This window comes from Agrobacterium sp. ST15.16.024, from assembly GCF_027956545.1.
GTDB lineage: Bacteria > Pseudomonadota > Alphaproteobacteria > Rhizobiales > Rhizobiaceae > Agrobacterium > Agrobacterium cucumeris.
In genome coordinates this window covers 548,399-565,320 of sequence record NZ_JAQKGO010000003.1, presented here as the reverse complement: position 1 = coordinate 565,320, position 16,922 = coordinate 548,399, and the positions used below count along the sequence as shown (strand labels likewise).

Here is a 16,922-nt window from a genome sequence, read left to right as displayed (position 1 = left end):
ATCCCCAAACTATCATTCGCATTCAAGCGAAGGCTGCCGGAAGCTCGTCACATACCACTCGCTCCCCGAATTGCGGGTGTAGAATGTATAGAAACAATCGATGCGTTCGACATAACCCGGCGTCTCCGACACTTCGTAACGTTCGCCATGCCGGGTCGACCGCACTTCACCGCTGGATGATCCGGCAACCACCTGTGTCTTGTTCTTGCGCCACTGGTAAGCCTGCTGGCCGGGACCCATGCTGTAAATATTGTCCGGCGGTCCGTAGTCCAGCATCACGCTGGTAATAGGCGCGCCAATATAGCTTTTCATGACCGTCGAGGCGCAGGCGGTGAGCACGGCCGATACGGCGGCGATGAGAATGATCGCTGCCGGGACTGCAAGTGACGATCTGTCGGACATGGGAATTCCTTTCAGCTGCGGTGGATTTCCGCAGGGATAGGAACCGGTCATTGCAAGTACATTGCACGTAAAGATCGCAAGGCGGGCGGGGTGCCGGTGTCAGAGGCCGGCAATATTGCGGCCGATATGCCGCAGGATGCTTTTGAAAAGCTTTACCTCATTGGGATCGAGACCTTCGATCGCGGTTTTTTCGAACATCGCCGCGATGGGCATCAGTTCGTCGGCCAATTCCTTGCCTTTTGTCGTCAGCGTGATGCGCACGATGCGGGCATTGTCGGCCGGTCGTTCGCGGCTGACGAGGTTGCGCCGGACCATCAGCCCCACCAGCCGGGACAGTGTGGAAATCTCCACCGACACCATGTCCGAAAGCTCGGTCAGTGTCTTGCTCTCCTGCTGTCTCAGTGTCGCCAGCACGCGATACATCGGCAGAGTGATGTCATAGGAGGCCAGTCTCAGCGAAAAACGCTCGCCAAGCCGAACGCCCACCCAGTTGAGCAGGTAGGGTACCGAGTCGGTGAACTGATAAGACACGAAGCAAATCCCCGTTTGAGAACCATCTGCGCAGATGCTGATGTGCGCCTATCGGCTGTACCGGTACAATCCATCCGTTTCAATAGCTTCGCTCCAGAAGACCGGGGAATGCGCGACTGCATCGCTGCCTGAAATGACAAACAACATTTGCATTGACAAATGTTGCAAACGCAAATAAATAAGAATGCAGGATTTGGGAGGATCTCATGACATCAGCACTGTTCGGCCTGAGCAACCTTGCACCGGAAGGCGTCGGCCAGACTTTTCGCACGACGATGCGCCGTTTTCCGGCAACCGTGACGGTTATCACTGCCTGTGCTTCCGGCGATCAGCGTGATCATGGCATGACCGTGACGGCCGTCACATCAGTCTCGATGGAGCCGCCCTCTCTTCTTGTTTGTCTGAACAATCGCACCTTGCTGCATGAATTGCTGCTGTGCCGGCCGGATTTCATCGTCAACGTGCTGACCCAGGATCAGATCGCGCTTTCGGATGCGTTCAGCGGCAAGGTCTCGCCGGAGGAGCGCTTCGGCAATGGTGACTGGCAGCGCCACGAAAACGGCGTCCTCTATTTGCCAACCGCCCATGCGGCCATCGCCTGCCGTCGGGTGGCTGCTATGCCCTATGGAACGCATACCGTGTTCATAGGGCAGGTGGTTTCGGCCGATGTCAGCGAGACGACACGACCGCTGCTTTACGAAAACGCCCAATATTGCGCCGCAAGTCCGGCAAGTCTGCCAGCCTGATATTTCCCGGCCTGTCAGCCACCGGCCAAGTACCTTTCCGAAGGAGACAATCATGAACGATATGAGCCATGCGCCGCAGCCGGCGCAAACGACCCCGTATGTCCGCCTCACCGGCCGTGTTGCAGACATAGCCGATCTTTTCCGGGGGAGCGCCCGCCAGACGGAAGAGGCGCGACGCGTGCCCGCCAGCCATATCGAGGCACTGCGCGGCATCGGGTATTTCGATATCGTCAAGCCCCGCGCCTTTGGCGGAAAGGGCGGTGAATTCGCTGAACTGGTCGAGGCCAATATCGAGCTTTCGGCTGCCTGTGCGTCGACTGGCTGGGTGGCCGGCCTGCTTTCCGCCCATCAATGGCTGCTGGCGATGTTTCCGGAAGAGGCGCAGGCCGACGTCTGGGGTGAAAACCCTGACGCGCTGCTGTGTGGTTCCTACGCACCGGTGAAAATGGCTGACGTCGCCGAGGGCGGTTATCGCCTCAGCGGCAAATGGGCCTTCGCTTCGGGTTGCGAAAATGCGCAATGGTCGCTCTGCGCCGCCATTCTGCCGCCGGTGGGTGAGGGCAGGCCGGTTCCCGCCTTCCTGCTCGTTCCCGCCAGCCAATATGCCATTGAAGATACCTGGCATGTGGTGGGGCTGGCCGGCACGGGCTCCAAGACGCTGGTTCTCGATGATGTCTTCGTTCCCAAACATCGGGTTCTGACCTTCCCGGACGCCATCAGCGGCAAGACGCCCGGCGGGCAATATTATGCCGGGGAAGGCCTGTTCAACATGCCGCTTCTGACCGGCATTCCTTCCTGTCTCGCGGCCGCCGGTGTTGGTGCGGCCAAGGGGGCGCTTGTCGCTTATGTCGACCATGTCGGTGGCCGGGTGACGCGCGGTGCGGTGGCCGGTGGCAACAACCGCATGGCCGAATTTCCGACCATTCAGCTGCGTGTTGCCGAAGCGGCGGCAAGCGTGGATGCCGCCTGCGAAATCCTGCTGCGCGACGTGGCGCGCGCACAGGTGCTGGCGCAGGCCCGGATCGAAGGCCGGGCGGAATTCACCGTGGATGACCGTCTTTTGAGCCGTCGTGGCCAGGCTTTTGCGGTGTCGCTGGCGCTGCGCGCCGTGCAGGCGCTGAACGATTCCACCGGCGGCGTCGGGCTCGATCTTGCCAACCCCGTGCAGCGGGCCTGGCGCGATGCCAACGCGGTTGGCCGCCACATCAGCATGAACTGGGATGCCGTGGGCACGATGATCGGCCAGAGCATGCTCGGGCTGGAACCCAAGGGCCAGTATTGACCGCGCATCTGGCGGCACATGAACAGCAATTTCGGAGGAAACAACATGCAAGGCAAGGTCGCTCTCGAGGAGCATTTCGCAATCCCGGAAACCCTTCAGGATTCGGCCGGTTTCGTACCCGGTGACTACTGGAAGGAGCTGCAGCACCGCCTGCTCGACATTCAGGATACGCGCCTGAAGCTGATGGATGCGCACGGCATCGAAACCATGATCCTGTCGCTGAATGCGCCGGCGGTGCAGGCTATTCCGGACAAGAAGAAGGCGATAGAGATTGCGCGGCGCGCCAATGACGTGCTTGCCGAAGAATGCGCCAAGCGGCCGGATCGTTTCCTGGCTTTCGCCGCCCTGCCTTTGCAGGACCCGGATGCGGCGACGGAGGAACTTCAGCGCTGTGTCAACGATCTCGGTTTCGTCGGTGCGCTCGTCAACGGTTTCAGCCAGGAGGGCGACGGCCAGACGCCGCTTTATTACGACCTGCCGCAATATCGCCCCTTCTGGGGAGCGGTCGAGAAGCTCGACGTGCCGTTTTACCTGCATCCGCGCAATCCGCTGCCGCAGGATTCGCGCATCTATGACGGCCATCCCTGGCTGCTTGGTCCCACCTGGGCCTTTGCGCAGGAAACGGCTGTCCACGCGCTGCGTCTCATGGCGTCGGGCCTGTTTGACGAACATCCGCGCCTCAACATCATTCTCGGCCATATGGGTGAGGGGCTGCCCTACATGATGTGGCGCATCGACCACCGCAATGCCTGGGTGAAGCTGCCGCCGCGTTATCCGGCCAAGCGCCGTTTCGTGGATTATTTCAACGAGAATTTCCACATCACGACGTCAGGCAATTTCCGCACCCAGACACTGATCGACGCCATTCTGGAAATCGGTGCCGACCGCATCCTGTTTTCCACCGACTGGCCGTTCGAGAATATCGACCATGCCTCCGACTGGTTCAACGCGACGAGTATTGCGGAAGCCGATCGGGTGAAGATCGGCCGCACCAATGCGCGCCGGCTGTTCAAGCTCGACGAGGCCTGAGCCATGCAGCCCTTCGTCTACATGGCAGCTCCTGCCCGCATCGTCTTCGGAGCGGGCAGCTCGACGGGGGTGGCGGAGGAAATCCGCCGCCTTGGCCTGTCGCGGGCGCTGGTGCTTTCCACGCCACAGCAGAAGGGCGATGCGGAAGCGCTCGCCGCCCGGCTCGGTCGTCTCGCGGTCGGTGTCTTTTCCGAGGCTGCCATGCACACGCCGGTTGAGGTGACGAAGAGGGCGGTCGAAGACTACCGCGCCGCCAATGCGGATTGTGTTGTGGCGCTCGGCGGCGGCTCGACCACTGGTCTCGGCAAGGCGATTGCGCTGCGCACCGATGCGGCGCAGATCGTCATTCCAACCACCTATGCCGGTTCCGAGGTGACGCCCATTCTTGGCCAGACGGAAAACGGGGTGAAGACCACCATGCGCGGGCCGGAAATTCTGCCTGAGGTCGTGATCTACGATGCGGAGCTGACACTCGGTTTGCCTGTGGCCATCAGCATGACGAGCGGACTGAACGCCATGGCCCATGCGGCCGAGGCGCTCTATGCTCGGGATCGCAATCCCATCGCCAGCCTGATGGCGGTGGAGGGATTGCGGGCAATGGTCGAGGCGCTTCCCGGCCTGAAGGCCGAGCCGCAGGATATTACGGCGCGCGAGACGGCACTTTATGGTGCGTGGCTGTGCGGCACGGTGCTCGGCGCCGTCGGCATGTCGCTGCATCACAAGCTTTGCCACACGTTGGGCGGCAGTCTTGATCTGCCACATGCGGAAACCCATGCGGTGCTTTTGCCGCACACCGTTGCCTATGTGGAGCAGGCGGTGCCCGATCTGCTCGCGCCGCTCGCCGCACTGGTCGGCGGCAGGGCCGGGGCTGGGCTTTACGACTTTGCCGCCCGGCTCGGTGCGCCAGTGAGCCTTGCAGCGCTTGGTGTGCAGCAGGGTGATCTCGACCCCATGGCCGAGCTTGCGACGGCCAATCCCTATTGGTGCCCGCGGCCAATCGAAAAAACCGCGATCCGCGACCTGTTGCAGCGCGCCTTTGACGGCGCGCGGCCGGAGTGATGGGAGGAAGACATGACGGATACGAAGATGACCAGCGATGATGGCTATTTCGTTGAGGAGCGTTCGGCGGAGACGGTTATTGCCCGCATGCACGACTGTGACGATCCGCGCTTGAAGGAGATCATGGCGGTCGTTACCCGCAAGCTGCACGAGGCGGTGAAAGAAATCGAACCGACCGAGGAGGAATGGATGAAGGCGATCCATTTTCTCACCGAGGTCGGCCAGATCTGCAATGAATGGCGGCAGGAGTGGATCCTGTTTTCCGATATTCTCGGTGTTTCCATGCTGGTCGATGCCATCAATCACCGCAAGCCGAGCGGCGCGTCGGAATCCACCGTTCTCGGCCCTTTCCATGTGGCTGATGCGCCGGAAATGCCGATGGGCGCCAATATCTGCCTCGATGGCAAGGGCGAGGATATGGTGGTGACCGGCCGCATTCTCGATACCGACGGCGCACCGGTTGCCGGCGCGCGCATCGATGTCTGGCAGGCCAATGATGAAGGTTTCTATGACGTGCAGCAGAAGGGTATTCAGCCCGACTTCAATCTGCGCGGTGTTTTCGTTACCGGCGAGGACGGGCGCTACTGGTTCCGGGCGACGAAGCCGAAATATTATCCGATCCCGGATGACGGCCCGGTCGGGCGATTGCTGCGGGCCATGGGGCGTCATCCCTACCGGCCGGCGCATCTGCATTATATCGTTTCGGCAGAAGGCTTTACTACGCTCGTCACGCATATTTTCGATCCGGATGATCCCTATATCCGTTCGGATGCAGTGTTCGGCGTGAAGGAGAGCCTGCTGGCCGATTTCCAACGGGTGGAGGATGCGGAAAAGGCCCGGCAACTGGATTTCATCGGCGAGTGGTTCTGGTCGGTGAACCATGATTTCGTGCTTGCCCGATGAGCACGGGCAACCAGACAGGTTTCTATGTTCGCTTTGCCGAAAGCGACCCCGCCGCCGCGGAGCAGCGGACGGCGCAGATGGACGCGCACAAGGCCTATTTGCGCAGTGAGGAGACCGCGCCCCTGGGGTTCAAAATTCTGGCATCCGGCCCCATGCAGGCGGAAAGCGGCGGGTCATCTGCCGCACTCATCATTGCCGAAGCCCGTTGCATTGAAGATATGATTGCCTTCAGCGCTGCCGATCCGTTTGTCGTTCACGGCGTCTATAAGAGCGTTCGTATTCTGCACTGGACGCCAACACTATCGAGGATTTCCGGGCTGAAGCCTGACTGACATTTCCGTCGGGTCCTGGGGCCTGACAATCATCAATATTGCATTTGCAATTTTTGCAAATGCAATATTTAATCGGAGACGGGTGATATCGGCGATATGTGTCTTGACAGGAGCGGGACACATATCAGGGTGGAGCAGGGCCGGGCACTCGCGGAGCTATCGCCGGGAACGGGAGACGCAATCCATTCCGGATAGCGCGTTCAGGCGTGAAAGGGAGGAAGATGTCCACGAATTATATGAGCGCCGCCTCGGTGCGGACGAAAAACCCGGCTGGCGTCATCGCGACATGTGGTCTGATGATCATGTTCGACGGATACGATCTGGTCGTTTACGGCGCGGTTGCGCCGGCGCTGCTGAAAGAGGGCGCTTGGGCGCTCAACCCTGCCATGGTCGGTCGCGCTGCGGCGCTGACGCTGGTGGGAATGCTGCTCGGCGCGCTGTTTGCCGGCACCATGGCGGACCGTATCGGCCGCCGCAAGGTCGTGCTCATCAGCCTTGCCGGGTTTTCATCGATGATGATTGCTTCGGCGATGACGCCGAACTTTCTGGCTTTTGAAATCACGCGCTTCCTTGCCGGTCTCGGCCTGGGCGCGCTTTTGCCGACAGTGACCGCGCTGGTGCTGGAATTCTCGCCGCCGCACCGCAGGGCGCAGGCCAATTCCCTGTCTTTCCTCGGCTATCTCATCGGCGGCATCATTTCCGGTCTGATGGGTATTCTCCTGCTGGAGAGCTATGGCTGGCGACCTTTGATGCTGATCGGTGGTCTGCCACTTATTCTTCTGCCGATATTCATGCGGTTCCTGCCGGAATCGCCGGAATGGCTGGCAAGCAAAGGCCGGCAGGCGGAGGCAGACGGCATTTGCGACAGCTACGGTCTGCAACGCATCGTGCCCCATGCGAAAATTCAAAAGGGTGGCGTCGGCGCGCTGTTTTCGGAAGGCCGGTTGCTTTCGACGCTGAATGCCTGGGGCATTCACTTCTGCTCGCTGCTTCTCACCTTCGGCATGGTCAACTGGCTGCCGACCATCATGAACAAGATGGGTTATGATATCAGCTCGGCGCTCAGCTTCTCGATCATGCTCAATGTCGGGGCCGCGATCGGCATCCTCATTGGCGGGCGGTTTGCCGATAAGGGCAACGTCAAGGTGGTCGTCGCGGTGCTATTTGCCATCGGTGCCGCCTCTATCTGGGCTTTGACGGTGAACAAGGGGCCGCTGCTCTATGTCTTCGTCGCGCTTGCCGGTGCCGGAACGATCGGAACCCAGATCCTTGCCAATGTTCTGGTCGGCCGGCTTTACCCTGTCCATATTCGCGGCACCGGCCTCGGCTTTTCGCTGGCGGTCGGTCGGCTCGGCGGCATCGCCGGCCCGATGATCGGCGGCCTCGTGCTGCAACGCGGTCTCGCGCCGGAATGGAATTTCTACATTTTCGGCTCGGTCGCGTTGACCGGCTTGTTGCTGACCGTGTTGACTCTGCTTTACCGCACATCGGGTGATGAGCGGGTTTGATGGTAGAAACGGCGAGCCGCGGGACCGAAATCCGCGGCTCGCGCACTATGCCTTACGGGAAACCGGCGCAATGCTTTCCATTTGCTGCAATGCCCGCTCATTCGTGCGCTTGGCGCGGGCCAGCGCATCGTCGCGATCTTCGGGCAGCGTGTAGGTCATATAGGACAACGAGGTTTCGAGGTCGTTGTTGTTATGTCCGAGAATGGCAGCGAAATAGCTGTTCTTGGTGACGTGGGGCGGTGCGAAATTGTGATAGGCGACCTCGGCATAGAGGTGCCGCAGCCCATAGGGCTTGGGAAGCTCTTCCTTCGGCCAGAAATCCTCGAACAGGTTAAAAACCGTGTCCCGGAGCAGCAGACGGGTTTCTGACGAAAAATCGTCGATCGACATGCCGTGCCACAGTTTTCCCTGACCGCTTGCGCGCAGGCGTTCATAAGCGGAGAGAATGGTGGCGGAGCGGGCAAGAACCGGGATTTCGTAGGTGATGCCGAATTTCGTTCCTTCGCCCTGTTTCGTCTTGGCCTGGCCGTTGAACAGGATGCTCCATTTGGAAACGCCCTTGCCATAAGGGGCGGGGGAAAATTCGGCCTGGGTAAAGACCTCGTAAGGACGCCGTCCCGTCATGCCGATCAGGCCTATGCCGATCATCAGCGGATCGGCCGACTGCAGGCAATCGGCGCAGATCTTCAGAACCTGCCGGTAGTTTTCGAATGTGATCAGCGCGCCATGCTTGTTGGCGATCTTTTCCATCTTGACCTTGCGGGCGTCGTCATACATCGCGGCATCGCCGGTCGCGATCTTCAGCATCGGGTGATCATCACCGAAGGCTTCGCGGATCGCATTGCGGTACTTGGTGATGTAGGAGATGATCGTCGTCTGCGCCCGGTCCTTCATGATGCTGAGTTCAGCATTCCAGAGGGCCTGCATTTCCTCTTTTTTGGCCACGCCATTCATTGCTGCAATGAAGTCCGCGATACGCAGAAGAACCGTGGGCTTGCGGCCGGCGGTGTTGAATTCCGCCCGTTCGATTTTTTCGACGATGGATGTCGCCACGCCGGTTTTCGGATAGTCGGCCCGCTCGATATAGGTATTCAGCCGTTCGCGCAGTTTTTTCATGTTGCAGATGGCAAGCGGTGTGCTCTTTGGGCCGAACTCGGCCTTCAGCGCATACCGATATTTCATGATGTAAAGTTCGAGCGTCTTTTCAGTGCGGCCATTGTCGAAATGGTAGCGGACTTCAGCATCCCACAGATCGCGGATTTTCTTGTTCCGCACAGCGTCGCTGCTTTTCATCGCTTCTCTGACGCCGGCGACGAACTGGTCGATGCGTTCCACGAGGACGGGTGTTTTTGTCTTGCGCTTTAAGGCGGGCATGCGGCGGCTCCCTGAACCGGTCCGAAAATATAAAATCCATGGTTGGCAATCAACAGAAGCATGGTTGAGGAAACGCCATGAACATTCGCCGCCGGCCGGGTTCTTTTGAATAATAATTTAATCGATTCCGCAAGCGTGGGTGGCGATCGAAGACGGGTTTCGAACTGCCGCCGGTCATTCAACCGGGGCTGAAGGCTGCGGGAGATGATGTTTCCGGGGAGGGAGCCTGCAAATTCATGTTCGGAGCTTCGGAAATTCTCCCGAAGCCCCTCAGGTCAAAATACTCTATTTGGGCAGGCGGGTCTTCAGCGATGTCACAATCCGCTTTGCGAGTGCCTCATAGTCTTCGTCGAAATGGTGGCCGCCTTCAATGGCGATGGTTTCCACACCCTTCGCCTTCAGGCCGGGGCAGGGGTCTTCATCCTCCTCCTCCGTGCCATATACGCACTGCACCAGCTTCGGATCGATCTTGGCGATGTCATCCACCGTCTTGCCGCCCTTGCCTTCGCCAGCCACGCCAAGCCAGCCCTGAACGGAGATTTCGAAATCCACTTCCGTCGACAGGCCCAGCAGCGAGAGCTGCACGACGTGGGATTTCGCGCGTTCCGGCAGAAGATTGTAGGTTGCAGGAATGATGTCGGCACCGAAGGAATAGCCGATCAGCACGACGTTGCGAACCTTCCACTGTTTGCGATAGGTGTCGATGATGCGGCCAAGGTCGCTTGCCACTTCCTGTGGCTGCTTTTCTTTCCAGAAATACCGCAGGGCATCGACGCCGATCACGGGAATGCCCTGTTTCTGCAGCGCACCGCCCACTTCCTCGTCGAGATCGCGCCAGCCGCCGTCGCCGGAATAGATCACCGCCATGGTGTCCATGACAGGGCTCGTTTCGAGAACCTTGATCGGCAGGCCGAGCGGGCTGTCGGTGTCGCCGGCGGCGTCGATCTGGTCGGACAGGGTCTGTGTCAGAATTTCGTCCGCCTTGTCCTCCACGTCAGTCACGTCGATATCGGGATGCAGCTTGACGAGTGCGTTGACGTGGTCGCGGCCCTTCTGGTCCGCAGCGGGCGTAAACAGCACGCTGACGGGCGCCGGCAGCGGACCGTCGGTCAGGCCATAGACCGTTTCGCCATCCACCTTGTCCTTGGTGGCGGGCGTGCAGAGTATCTTCTCGAGCGGCAGGCCCGCCTTGGGGTCGACGGCGATGGCGTCGCGGACGGTGGAGACCGGGCTTTGCGCGATCATTGCCAGCGCCAGCGTTCCGCCCTTGCCGATGCCGGTGAGAATGGGCTGGCGATAGCTGCTGGTGCCGGCGGTGCGCTGGATCTGCTGCGACAGCGACTCGATGTCCGAGATCATGTAGATACACTCGTCGTCATCGGCTTCGAGCGCCTTCAGATATTCCCTGAAGTCGATACCGACCACGGCGGCACCCTTTGCGACCAGCGCCTTGGCGCGGGTCTCGTCGGCGGCTGTCCAGCCGTCCGCGTCGGAAATCAGGAAGACGCTGGCGAGAATATCGCCGTCTGGTACCATGATGTGCTCGGCCGGGATCATGCCGGTCTCATAGGCTGGCTTGTCCTGCGCAAAAACGGAGGTAGAGGCGAACAGGGCGGAAGCGGCGATGACCGCCTTCATCATGGTGGATTTTCTCATTTTCCGATCACTCCTCTGACGCCGCCGCTGATCAGAACCGTTGCGTCCATCAGCGCCAGCGCGGCGTCTGCGCCGTTCTGAACGGCAAGGTAACGCGGTTCCCATTTCGGGTGGAACTTCGTCTTGAACGCACGAAGGCCCTTGAAGTTGTAGAAACGTTCGCCGTGTTCGAACAGCGTGCTGCCAATGCGATCCCAGACGGGCGCTGCATCGCGCTTCGACATGCCGGACATGGGCGCCATGCCGAGATTGAAGCTCTCATAACCCGCCTCACGCAGATATTGCATGATACTGACGAAGAGGAAATCCATCGCGCCGCGCGGCGCATCCGCCGAAAAGCGCATGAGATCGACGGTGGCTTCCTTTTTCGTTTCCGTCACCATCAGATTGGCAAAGGCGGTGATCTTTCCATCTTTGCGAAGAATGGCAACGGGCTGGGACAGGATGTAGTCCGGTTCGAAAGCACCGAGCGAGAAGCGTTTTTCCCGTGTGTTGTGATGCGCAAGCCAGCCATCGGAGACCTGTTTCAATTCATCGAGAATATCCGGCACCTGCGATTGTTCGACAACCTCGAAGGTCAGCCCGTCGCGTGCGCCGCGGCTCAGCGACTGGCGAAGGGTGGCGAGCTTGCCGCCCTTCAGTTCGAATGCGGTGAGATCAACCAGCGCCAGTTCGCCGAGCTTGAAGGCGCGCAAGCCGGCATCGGCGCAATGGGAGAGCAGGAAAGGCGAAATCTGATAAAAAGCGGCGCGTGCGCCCGCCGAACGGGCGGCCTCCACAAATTGCCAGACGAGATCGGGAAAATCCTCCTCGTCGCCAACCGGATCGGCAAAGGCGATCCAGGAACGGCCCTGAATGCCGTACATGATGAAGGCGTTGCCGCTCTCGGAGAACATCACGTGTTTGTCGCCCATGCGCACAAGGTTTGCGTCGGCGGCGTCCTGTTTCATGACGATGCCGGTTGCGTTTACCACGTCTTCGGGCTCGATCGCATCCGGCCTGTAGGCCACCGGCCGCATGAGGCTGAAGATGGCGATGGTGGATGAGGCGAGCACGAGACCGAGAAGGGCGCGCAAACCGCGCGGCGCTTCTTCGGAGAATTCGAACTGCCACCACAGGGTCTGACTGTAATCCGTATCGCGATAGACAAAGAGCAGGATGGTTGCCGCGCCGGCGACGATGACGGCCATGGCGGCGAGCCAGCTTGGCCCCAGCGCCTGCTTCACCAATGAGGCATGGCGGTTGAAGCTGCGCATATTGGCGGCGAGTGCGATGATGAAGACGCCGAGGATAGCGGCTTCAAAGACGGCGATGGCCTTGAGGATGGAGAGAACCAGCGCCAGCGAGGCGGCGACCAGCGCAATCCACCAGGCTCCATCAAGCCGCTGGCCGAGGCCACGTGAGGCGACGACGAGCACAAGGCCGAGAATGCTGGTGAGAAAATGCGCGGCTTCGATGATCGGCAGCGGCACGAAATTGGAAAGGAAATCCAGATTGCTGTCGGGCGTCGGCGTCACGCTCGAGAAGATCAGCATGGTACCGAGGATCATCGCGAAGGTGGATAGCAGCGGCGGTGCGAGCCGCACGGCAAGCTGGCTGATATCGGAGACGACAGGCTTTGCGGCGAACTGCTTCATCTCCGAGACCAGCATCACCAGAATGGCGACCACCAGGGGCAGGACGTGATAGATCACGCGGTATAGAACAAGGCTGCCGAGCAGCTGGTCGACGCTGATGGCGTTGCCAAGCCCTGCGACCATCACGGTTTCAAAGACGCCAAGACCGGCCGGCACATGGCTGAGGACGCCAAGGCCGACGGCAGTGGCGTAGATGGCGAAAAATGTCGGCCAGCCGAGATGCGTGTCGGGCAGCAGCACGTAAAGCACGGAAGCGGAGGCGGCGATATCGAAAGCCGAGACGAGGAACTGACGCGACGATGTGCGGCTGTCGGGAAGGCGAAGACGCCATGCGCCGAGACGGATCGTGCGGCCGTTGCGCCCGATATAGGCGGCCACCACGAGAACGGCGATGACGGCGAGCGCCGCCCCTCTGAGGATCAGCGCATCAACGCCGATGATGGCGGCGATGCGTGGTGCGACGATGAAGGTGGAGATGGCACTGACCGAAAGCAGGCCAAGCCCGAAGGACAGCGTGACAAAGGCGATGACGCGGGCGATTTCACCGGGCGACAGCCCAAGCCGCGAATAGGCGCGAAAGCGGATGGCGCCACCGCTCAAGGGGCCGAAACCGGCGGTATTGCCGATCGCATAAGCGGCAAAAGCTGTCGCCGCCATGGGCGGCAGCGGCAATTTGCGGCCAATATATTCGATCGCATTGGCGTCGTAGAGTATCAGCGCCAGAAAGCTGAGCGCCGTGAAGAAAATGGCAAGCAGAACCGCCGAAGCCGAGGTCTGCGTCAGCGCGTCGATGACGTCGTCATAACGCACCTCGGAGGTCAGGTGATAGATGGCGAAAGTCATCATCACGAAGACGAGCGTGATGGCGATCGCGGTCAGATAGGGGCGGTTTCGGGCAATGAAGCTTTCAACCGCGGATTCCGCGACATCGGTTTGTGTGATTTCGCTCTTGTCTGCCATTTGCTTTATCCAGCGCCCATTCCCAGCTTGGCGAACCACAGGAATGTGTCGCTAATTCGTTTCGGTTGAGGAAATGTGATTAGCAGAAAAGCATGAAGTGTCGATGTAGAGTTTGGCCCGCTCGTCGGTGGATTTTCGCCAATCCTAAAGGCAGAAATGCAACTATGAAATGCATGATTTGCCGGATTGTTCCGAAAGATATCAAATTGAGCGCTGCGGTTGCTTGGTGGTGGCGTTTGATGCCATTACACGCTCCTTTTGATTGAAGGAGATGCAGATGAACACGCCCACAAGAATAGCGCTTTCGCTCGTCGTCGCCCTCGTGGCGGGCGGCGGATACATGGCAGTGGACAAGATGCGCGGTGCCGAATGGGTCGTTTCGCCGCAGCAGATTGCGGAGGCCAAGGCAAAAGGGCAGATGGGTTATGAATCCCGCCCGGGCACAGTGACCGTGTTGCCGATCCGCAGTGAAACGGCGGATGTATTGCCGATGAAATGGGCGATGATCGGTGTGGTTGCCGGGCTTCTGGCCTTCCGGGCGAGCGGCAAGAAAAAAGCGGCAAAGGCTTAAGGGCCTGCCGCTTCATATCTCCGGCGTTCCGCGCCGGAGATGGATTTTTCGCTGAGCCTTATGCGCCCCAGGTTTTTTCCAGCACGCGGACCCAGTTGCCGTGGCAGATCTTGGCAAGCGCCTCGTCGTCATAACCACCCTTGCGCAGGGCTTCGACCAGCAATTGCAGATCGCCCGCATCCTTCATGGCGGCGGGAATGGTGGTGCCGTCGAAATCCGAACCGAGGGCCACGTGATCGATGCCGATGCGGTTGACGATATAGTCGACATGGCGGACGAGTTCGCCAAGATCGGTATTCGGGTTCTTCACGCCGTCCTGGCGCAGGAACAAAACGCCGAAATTGATGCCGGCAAGACCACCCGTGTCGCGGATGGCATCCAGCTGGCGGTCCGTCAGGTTGCGGCTGTGGTTACACAGCGCATAGGCGTTGGAATGCGAGGCGACGAGCGGTGCGTCTGAAATCCTGGCGATGTCCCAGAAACCCTGCTCGTTCATGTGCGACAGGTCGACCATGATCTTCAGTTCGTTGCAGGTCTTCACCAGCTGCTTGCCGGTATCGGTGAGGCCGGGGCCGATATCCGGCGTCGAGGGGAACCGGAAGGGAACGCCATAGGCGAAAATGTTCGGGCGGCTCCAGACCGGTCCGAGCGTGCGAAGGCCTGCCTCGTAGAGCACGTGCAGCGCATCAAGATCGGCGCCGATCGCTTCCGCGCCCTCGATATGGAAGACGGAGGCAAAAGCGCCCTCTGCCATGGCGCTGCGGATATCGGCGGCGGTGCGGCAAACCTTCAGTGCGCCGGCGGATTGTTTCTCGGCGCGGAACAGCAGGCCGGCCATGGCGAGCGTCGCCTTCAGCGCGTCTGCTTCTGCCGGTGTCGAAAAATCGCCGTTGGCGTCCTTCTCCATGCTTGGCGACGGGACGTAGATGGCGCAGAGGCCGCCGGCCAGCCCACCCTTCCTGGCGCGTGGCAGGTCGATGTGGCCAACCGTGTCACCTTCGATGAGCAGGGTCTCGGGAGAGGCATTGCCCGACCGCCATAACCGCAGAAGCACATCGTTGTGGCCGTCGAAGACGGGTACGGTTTTTTCATCGGTCATGGTCATTCACCTTCGGATAGGGGGAGGGCGCGGATGCGCGCCTATTCAGACTTTTGGGAATTGGTAGAGGAAAGGTCAAGGCGGGAGCAAATGCAATCCGTGCATAGGCTCTGCCAAATTTGGAATTGGTCGGGCCTCGTTTGCTCGTGTTAATCGCGGGAAAACATAAAAAAAATGACTGGATTGGGGCAAACCCACCGTTTTCCGAAAAATAAGGTCCGAAAGGGGATTTTCGATGATTTCAAGACGCAACCTGTTGATTGCCGGCGCTGCCGTTCCGTTCCTGTCCTATGCGCGCATTCCGGCATTTGCCGCGACACCCAAGGACATCCTTGTCGTCGCGCAGCAGCTGGACAATATGACGAGCCTTGACCCGCATGAAGGTTTCGAAGCCGTCGGCGGTGAAATCATCTCCAACATGTATCAGAAGCTGGTGCGCGCCAACCGCGAGGATTCCACCAAGGTTGATCCGGTTATCGCGAAATCCTGGGAAGCCGATGCGGACAGCAAGGTCTTCACCTTCGTGATCGGTGACGAAGCGACATTCGCGAGCGGTGAGAAAGTGACCGCGGAAGATGTTGCGTTCTCGCTGCAGCGCGCCATCAAGATGAACAAGAGCCCGGCCTTCATCATCAGCCAGTTCGGCTTCACGCCTGAGAATGCCGAGACGACCATCGTTGCCGCCGACGACAAGACGGTGAAGCTGACGACGGCAAAGCCGACCGCCATCTCCTTCCTGCTTTATTGCCTCTCCGCCAATATCGGTGCGATCGTCGAAAAGAAGGCGGTTCTTGCCAATGCGTCGGGCGAAGACCTCGGCAATGGCTGGCTGCAGAAGAACAGCGCCGGTTCCGGCGATTTCATGCTGCAGGCCTGGAAGCCGAGCGAAAGCGTCGCACTCACCGTCAACCCGAACGGTCCTTACAAGGGCAATATCAAGCGTATCGTGCTGCGCCATGTCACCGATCCGTCTTCGCAGCTGCTGATGCTGCAGAAGGGCGATATCGACATCGCCCGCGACCTGACGTCGGAGCAGCTGCGTACCGTCAAGGATGACGCCAATATCGAGCTGGAGCGCAAGTCCATCGCCTCGCTGGTGCTGATCTCTCTCAACCAGGGCAATGAGAACCTTGCCAAGCCGCAGGTCTGGCAGGCGATCAAGTGGGCGCTGGACTATAAGGGCATGCAGGAAAACCTGGTGTCGCTGACCCACAAGGTTCACCAGAGCTTCGAGCCGGAAGGTTTCCCGGGTGCGGTCAACGACACGCCCTACCAGCGCGATGTCGAAAAGGCCAAGGCGCTGATGGCCGAAGCCGGCCTTGCCGACGGTTTCGAGATCAGCATGGATCACTATTCCGCCCAGCCTTACCCGGATCTGGCGCAGGCCATTCAGGCCAACCTTGCCGATATCGGCATCAAGGTGCGTCTGCAATCGGCTGAAAACCGTCAGGTTCTGACCAAGATGCGCGCCCGCGAACACCAGATGGCGCTTTCCGCATGGGGCACGGATTATTTCGATCCGCATTCCAACGCCGATGTCTTCAACATCAACAAGGACAATGGCGACGACGCCAAGTCGAAGCCCTTCCTGTGGCGTTCGCGCTTCAAGAACGACGACTTCGCCGCCAAGGCGGAAGCCGCCCGTGACGAGAAGGACCCGGCAAAGCGCGTGGAGCTCTATGAAGCCCTGCAGCGCGAGCACATGGAAAACAGCCCGTTCGTGTTCATGTTCCAGACCACAAAGACGGCAGCCTTCCGCAAGGGCGTTTCCGGCTTCGAACTCGGCGTTCTCTCCGAGGGCAATTCCTACCACGATGCGAAGAAAGCGTGACA

At 59.9% G+C, this 16,922-nt stretch carries 15 protein-coding genes; 9 read left to right on the top strand and 6 right to left on the bottom strand.

The window, feature by feature from the left end; translation table 11 throughout:
- Nucleotides 1-12 precede the first annotated feature (12 nt).
- Entirely contained in the window at nucleotides 13-402 is a 390-nt protein-coding gene (locus PL640_RS14650) for a hypothetical protein (protein ID WP_142840605.1), read from the bottom strand.
- A 99-nt stretch (nucleotides 403-501) separates the two neighbouring features.
- The gene (locus tag PL640_RS14645) at nucleotides 502-933 is read right to left on the bottom strand and encodes a MarR family winged helix-turn-helix transcriptional regulator (RefSeq protein WP_142840604.1); all 432 of its coding nucleotides are present in this window, start codon (nucleotides 931-933) and stop codon (nucleotides 502-504) included.
- 206 nt (nucleotides 934-1,139) lie between these two features.
- Here PL640_RS14645 and graD point away from each other — a divergent pair, with 206 nt between their 5' ends.
- From graD to PL640_RS14610, 7 genes are all read left to right on the top strand, one after another.
- The gene (gene graD / locus PL640_RS14640) at nucleotides 1,140-1,679 is read left to right on the top strand and encodes an FADH(2)-dependent resorcinol hydroxylase reductase component (RefSeq protein WP_142840603.1); all 540 of its coding nucleotides are present in this window, start codon (nucleotides 1,140-1,142) and stop codon (nucleotides 1,677-1,679) included.
- 52 nt (nucleotides 1,680-1,731) lie between these two features.
- Nucleotides 1,732-2,961, top strand: coding sequence for an FADH(2)-dependent resorcinol hydroxylase oxygenase component (graA, locus tag PL640_RS14635; protein ID WP_271362391.1), 1,230 nt, complete (start codon nucleotides 1,732-1,734; stop codon nucleotides 2,959-2,961).
- Nucleotides 2,962-3,006: 45 nt separating this feature from the next.
- Nucleotides 3,007-3,990: a gamma-resorcylate decarboxylase gene (tsdA, locus tag PL640_RS14630; protein ID WP_271362390.1), complete on the top strand. Its 984-nt coding sequence runs from the start codon at nucleotides 3,007-3,009 to the stop codon at nucleotides 3,988-3,990.
- A gap of 3 nt (nucleotides 3,991-3,993) precedes the next feature.
- Nucleotides 3,994-5,049 carry a maleylacetate reductase gene (gene graC, locus PL640_RS14625; RefSeq protein ID WP_271362389.1) on the top strand — a complete coding sequence of 352 codons (1,056 nt, stop codon included), beginning with the start codon at nucleotides 3,994-3,996 and terminating at the stop codon, nucleotides 5,047-5,049.
- 12 nt (nucleotides 5,050-5,061) lie between these two features.
- Complete coding sequence (graB, locus tag PL640_RS14620) at nucleotides 5,062-5,952, top strand: hydroxyquinol 1,2-dioxygenase (RefSeq protein WP_271362388.1); 891 nt, start codon at nucleotides 5,062-5,064, stop codon at nucleotides 5,950-5,952.
- Nucleotides 5,949-6,284 carry a YciI family protein gene (locus PL640_RS14615; RefSeq protein WP_271362387.1) on the top strand — a complete coding sequence of 112 codons (336 nt, stop codon included), beginning with the start codon at nucleotides 5,949-5,951 and terminating at the stop codon, nucleotides 6,282-6,284. Before graB ends, PL640_RS14615 begins: the two co-directional genes overlap by 4 nt.
- 221 nt (nucleotides 6,285-6,505) lie before the next feature.
- Nucleotides 6,506-7,792: an MFS transporter gene (locus PL640_RS14610; protein ID WP_269703377.1), complete on the top strand. Its 1,287-nt coding sequence runs from the start codon at nucleotides 6,506-6,508 to the stop codon at nucleotides 7,790-7,792.
- A gap of 45 nt (nucleotides 7,793-7,837) precedes the next feature.
- Here PL640_RS14610 and PL640_RS14605 read toward each other — a convergent pair whose 3' ends face one another.
- The 3 genes from PL640_RS14605 to mprF all read right to left on the bottom strand — a co-directional run bounded on the left by PL640_RS14605 (nucleotide 7,838) and on the right by mprF (nucleotide 13,419).
- Nucleotides 7,838-9,166 carry a telomere resolvase gene (locus PL640_RS14605; RefSeq protein WP_271362386.1) on the bottom strand — a complete coding sequence of 443 codons (1,329 nt, stop codon included), beginning with the start codon at nucleotides 9,164-9,166 and terminating at the stop codon, nucleotides 7,838-7,840.
- A gap of 285 nt (nucleotides 9,167-9,451) precedes the next feature.
- Nucleotides 9,452-10,822 (bottom strand): virulence factor, encoded by a 1,371-nt coding sequence (locus PL640_RS14600; RefSeq protein ID WP_271362385.1) that lies wholly within the window; start codon nucleotides 10,820-10,822, stop codon nucleotides 9,452-9,454.
- The gene (gene mprF, locus PL640_RS14595; protein ID WP_142840595.1) at nucleotides 10,819-13,419 is read right to left on the bottom strand and encodes a bifunctional lysylphosphatidylglycerol flippase/synthetase MprF; all 2,601 of its coding nucleotides are present in this window, start codon (nucleotides 13,417-13,419) and stop codon (nucleotides 10,819-10,821) included. Before mprF ends, PL640_RS14600 begins: the two co-directional genes overlap by 4 nt.
- Nucleotides 13,420-13,696: 277 nt before the next feature.
- On the opposite strand from mprF, the gene PL640_RS14590 reads away from it, so the two are divergent.
- Entirely contained in the window at nucleotides 13,697-13,990 is a 294-nt protein-coding gene (locus PL640_RS14590) for a hypothetical protein (protein ID WP_142840594.1), read from the top strand.
- A 58-nt stretch (nucleotides 13,991-14,048) separates the two neighbouring features.
- Here PL640_RS14590 and PL640_RS14585 read toward each other — a convergent pair whose 3' ends face one another.
- Nucleotides 14,049-15,089 (bottom strand): dipeptidase, encoded by a 1,041-nt coding sequence (locus PL640_RS14585; RefSeq protein ID WP_271362384.1) that lies wholly within the window; start codon nucleotides 15,087-15,089, stop codon nucleotides 14,049-14,051.
- A 235-nt stretch (nucleotides 15,090-15,324) separates the two neighbouring features.
- Between PL640_RS14585 and PL640_RS14580 the strand changes: the two genes are divergently transcribed.
- Nucleotides 15,325-16,920, top strand: coding sequence for an ABC transporter substrate-binding protein (locus PL640_RS14580; protein ID WP_262533898.1), 1,596 nt, complete (start codon nucleotides 15,325-15,327; stop codon nucleotides 16,918-16,920).
- Nucleotides 16,921-16,922 lie beyond the last annotated feature (2 nt).